Raw genomic sequence first — 4,498 nt, 5'->3', positions numbered from 1 at the left:
TGGCAATAAACAAGCAAGGTAACAGGGTGCCCCTGCTGTGGGGTGCTGTTAATCTTTCGCCAGAAACTCGCCTTGATTCTTTTTCTCAAACTCCCGCATTGGGGACAACAGGTTTCTCTGTTGTAAACAACTTCCAATCGAGCAGGCCTGACGCTGATGACCTTTTTGATTGAAAAATCGACTAATCCTGTTAATAATCTTTCCATAGATTGATCTCCTTTCTTTGGTTGGAAATTTGATCAATTTATGGGGCATACCATAATTCTTTGGTATGCCTTTTTTCAGGTCAGGATCTTTTTATCCCCCTTCTTTGAGGTAGAGCCAGTATATTCAGCCAATATTAGGCAGCTACATGTGTCACAACATTGATACGGCTGCGCTGCGCATATATTCAGATAAACGTAAAGAGATTATAGGCCATACGCCAACCCAATCCACAATTGCCACCCACAATTCAGCTCTCAACTATCTTTTCCGTAAAGCAAAAGAAAAAAACTTCATTCAATTCATACCCAAAACCATAAACGACGGAGTTGAGGGGAAAAGACGACCATACTTTAACGATAAAGAGATGAAGAAGCTTAATGCCAATATGTGGCGCTACCTCAAGCATAGTGAAAAGTTGTTAAATCAAAAAGGCCGCAACGGTATTGAAAATATTTCGCAAAAAACTTATTGGATAAGAGAGTTATTAAGGGATGTTGTTCTCATATTAGTCAATACAGGCATGAGGCCTGGCAGCGAAATACTCAGCTTAAAATGGAAAAATTTAAGTATTACAAAGCAGCACGGGATGGAAAGCATTCAGTTCTCATTGCCACACAGCAAAACAAAAAGGCGCGTTGTTATTGGATATGAGCCATTTGTGCGCGAAGATGGCGTCAAATACGGCTGTTGGAAGCCATTAGAAAACATAAAAAACAAATTCGACAATTTGAAAGATTTGGATTGGAACAAACTGTTTGAAAGTGATGAATATATTTTCCGCTACCCAAACGGTGAACTTGCCGTACAAGAGCAACTGACCAAAGCATTTAAAAGAATGCTGAAATGGATACAGGTTGACGGCAAAGAAGACGGCCTACTAAGAGATGATTTTGGCGAAGAGAGAACCCTATACTCACTGCGTCACACTTATGCATCACGCATGCGCTACAAGGGTATTAGCTTTGACGATCTCAGCGTACAAATGGGTACGAGCGTAAAGATGCTAGAGCAACACTACAGCCACTTCAAAGTCAGCGACAACCCCAATAAATTTGCTGGGCACGAGCTGCGAGCAACGAGAGAAAAACAAAAGGCTAAAGAAGAAGATAGCTCAATGATGAAACAACTTGTAGAGCAAAATCAGCAGATGAAGCAGCTACTAGAGAAGTTGCTTGATAAAAGATAACTTAAAATATATCTTAAAAAAACAACTTTTAAAGGAGGGGCTATGAAAAAAGTAATCATTTTATTTTTTGTTCTTTTTATTTCTGGTTGCGTTTCCGCCACAAGTCCAAAGCATTATGGACTAAACAATAAAGTAGATGAATTTAAAGGCACTATAGAAATAAGTCCATCCAATGTTGTAGGTTTTACAAAAACAACTAAGATAAAATCAAAAAGTATTTCGAATAGTAAATTTAATGGGACAATTACAATTTCAGAAAAAATTGATATTAAAGAAAAAGAAGGAAAATATATTTTAACATCAAATTCAGATGCAATGGAATATGTATGTGAAATAAATAAAAGCGATGGATCAATAATATATGGAAATTTAAGAAGATATGAATTTGAAAAATTATCGATAAACAATGGTTTTGGAAGTGACTATATAGAAAAGTCAGGCAAGATTGATGAATACCTACCTAAAAGTAGAAATTCCTTATGCGGATATTTTAAAAATCTTTTCAGATCAAATCGCTATGAATACTGGCAAGATATTTATGATTTTGAAAACAGTCTCATTTCACGCACTGAATTCGACAAAGAATATCTGACAAATAATAAAAAAATCAAAAACTTTAAGCATGACTCTAAAGTTATAGGAGTTACGAAATATAAAGACAAAGAGGCTTTAGTTAAAGGGGCCTATGTGAGTTATTCAAAAGTAGACCCTTTCAGCGGACTTACTTTAAATTACAAAGTTAGCATAAGAGGTTTTTCACTAGTTGACATCTCTTCTGGCTTGGTCTTTAAGGATAATTTCAATATGAAATTTAATCTTAATCAGTTTACTAAATCAGTCACCGTAGAAACTGATATTAAAGATATTCAGTATAGGTAGATTTTAAAATCTATACAAATAAAGCATAGCTCTCTTATGCGTATTTATTCTCTGCAACATTAGATCAACTCTTAAACAAGAAATAATGCAAAAGCAGATAAATGCGTCGTCAGAAATTTGTTAGACGCCATTATTAAACTGAATTCTTTGATTGCATCCCCCTAAAGCAACGGAGGTTTAATTTATGAAAAATGTCAGCTTAGCTATCTGCTTCTCATTATTGCTATTTATGGTTACGGGTTGCGCACTGCCACAGCCTAAAGAAAAAACAATTTCAAACAACCAATACATAGATCCAAATATCCCATCATTAGACATACAGTTTCCATTCAATGTATGGCTAAACTCAGAAGACACCGTACGCAATCAAAGTGGTGACGTAGCAATAACCCACAAATTAACAACACTAGGAACAAGCAAGGCAAACACCATTGTCTACATAGACAAGGCATATATGCCCGCCAGCAATGCTTATTGGACTGGTGTCAACTATGAAAAAGAACAGCTTTTCTATGAGGACAAAAAAAGAAACAGTGACGGCTGCTTTGTTTATTATAAGGAATTTTCGGGCAAACATTTTTTAGTTGGGGACATAATAAAGTATGGCTTACAAAGGGGCCTCACCAACATAAGGTTATCTGAGTACTTTTCAGACATACACAACTATAACAGCTTAGACACAAAACATAGGGACAGTGTTGACGAAATGATCAAAAACACTAAAGCTGTATGCAGTCAAGTCATAGGCTATTAATACTTGCAAGATTACGCATTCACCATAATGGACAAGGTATGATTGAAAAAATTTTAATCAGAGCGTTCATTGTTATTTTATTGCCGATAACAATACTTGCCTGCGCCCCAGTTCAACCACCTTACGTTGAAAATAGCAAATATTTTAATCCAACAAACAACTTTTCAATCGACCTACCGAACAATTGGGAAGTTAGCAAAAAAATTCCGAATTGGCTTGAGAACTCCGTCTGCGTAGGAACCCCAAAAAATCTACAAGCCTATTTTGAAAACAAAGATATAAAGGCAACTATACAGCTAGATATAGTCAAAACCTTTTTAAATTTAAAGGGTGCAAGCGATAATTACTATAGTTCAACTTTTAGTCGAACACTAATAGATTCATTTTATGATGGACTTGAAAAGTCTTTAGATAAACAAGAAAAGATCTTAAATAGCGATAGGTTTATTGAAGATTTTACATACATCCTCAATAAAAATAATTTAGCCTCATTGCCATCAAAAATAATCGAAGTCAAGCTTAAGTGTAACGACAAAGAAGAAATGATAAAAAAAGAATTAACATCCTACATTGTATTATGCGACAAAGACGATACATGCTTTGTCAATTTTTCCTTAATAGCACCGGTGTCTGATTTTGAAAAAAGCAAAAACTCCTTTAACAAGATGATACGGTCATTATCTGCTTGGAATTTACAGAATAGCTACTAGTGCCATTCATACATTGCTCAGCTTCCGAAGTTTCTGCTGAGCTTTGCAAATATGTAGGTTGGCGGCTGCTTTTTCTGCTGACAGATGGCGCAGTGGAATTCATACGGCAACTTCAAAGTTGTCGCCCCATAACGCATATCGGTAAGAATTTATGGCAAACAAATGGAATATCCCCGCATGGCTCGAAGCTGAAGTACGCGAAAGAGATAAAAAATGCGTCTATTGCGGCGCAGACTTTACCCCTGCAACCATTTCGCGCAAATCGATAGCAAGTTGGGAACACATTATCAATGATGCGTCAATAATTACACGAGAAAACATCACCCTCTGCTGCTGTGGATGCAATGCGAGCAAGGGGCAAAAAAAGTTATCTGATTGGCTACAAACAAAATACTGCAAAGACCGCAACATAACGCCTGAAACAGTGGCACCTATTGTGGGCCTGTAAAGTAAATTGTGTAAATAGCCCGCCGGTTAAAGTAGCGGCATCCGCCCTTCAAACATAATCGAAAACTGATTCAGTGCCGATCGCCAGTTGCGGATCGGCATTGTCCATTTCTTGGATATATTCTGCAGAGCCAAATACATCAGTTTAATCATCGACTCGTCGTTTGGAAACGAGCCCCGATTCTTCGTCACCTTTCGCAGCGACATATTGACCGACTCAATGGCGTTAGTCGTATAGATCGCCTTGCGGATATCCGGTGGATACGAAAACAGCGGTGTAATTCGTTCCCAGTTGTTCCGCCATGATTTGCCAAT

6 protein-coding genes and 1 pseudogene are annotated in these 4,498 nt (G+C 37.1%); 5 read left to right on the top strand and 2 right to left on the bottom strand.

Going from position 1 to position 4,498, the window contains the following annotated elements:
• A pseudogene (locus BLU87_RS17560) lies at positions 1-206 on the bottom strand (hypothetical protein); the annotation flags it as partial.
• 146 nt (positions 207-352) lie between these two features.
• On the opposite strand from BLU87_RS17560, the gene BLU87_RS17015 reads away from it, so the two are divergent.
• The 5 genes from BLU87_RS17015 (at position 353) to BLU87_RS16995 (ending at position 4,184) form a co-directional block, all read left to right on the top strand.
• Complete coding sequence (locus tag BLU87_RS17015) at positions 353-1,393, top strand: tyrosine-type recombinase/integrase (protein WP_092351038.1); 1,041 nt, start codon at positions 353-355, stop codon at positions 1,391-1,393.
• Positions 1,394-1,435: 42 nt separating this feature from the next.
• Positions 1,436-2,272: a hypothetical protein gene (locus BLU87_RS17010; protein ID WP_092351036.1), complete on the top strand. Its 837-nt coding sequence runs from the start codon at positions 1,436-1,438 to the stop codon at positions 2,270-2,272.
• A gap of 184 nt (positions 2,273-2,456) precedes the next feature.
• Positions 2,457-3,026 (top strand): hypothetical protein, encoded by a 570-nt coding sequence (locus tag BLU87_RS17005; protein WP_092351034.1) that lies wholly within the window; start codon positions 2,457-2,459, stop codon positions 3,024-3,026.
• A gap of 38 nt (positions 3,027-3,064) precedes the next feature.
• A complete protein-coding gene (locus BLU87_RS17000) occupies positions 3,065-3,736 on the top strand; it encodes a hypothetical protein (RefSeq protein WP_092351032.1) in 672 nt (223 codons plus the stop codon).
• Positions 3,737-3,887: 151 nt separating this feature from the next.
• Positions 3,888-4,184 (top strand): HNH endonuclease, encoded by a 297-nt coding sequence (locus BLU87_RS16995; RefSeq protein WP_092351030.1) that lies wholly within the window; start codon positions 3,888-3,890, stop codon positions 4,182-4,184.
• A 26-nt stretch (positions 4,185-4,210) separates the two neighbouring features.
• Here the strand turns inward: BLU87_RS16995 and BLU87_RS16990 are convergent.
• A partial coding sequence (locus tag BLU87_RS16990) for a transposase (RefSeq protein WP_139167625.1) occupies positions 4,211-4,498 on the bottom strand: 288 nt, incomplete at its 5' end.

The organism is Desulfuromusa kysingii (assembly GCF_900107645.1).
GTDB lineage: Bacteria > Desulfobacterota > Desulfuromonadia > Desulfuromonadales > Geopsychrobacteraceae > Desulfuromusa > Desulfuromusa kysingii.
Note: the sequence above shows the minus strand (reverse complement) of the source record. Positions and strands in the feature narration are given on the sequence as shown.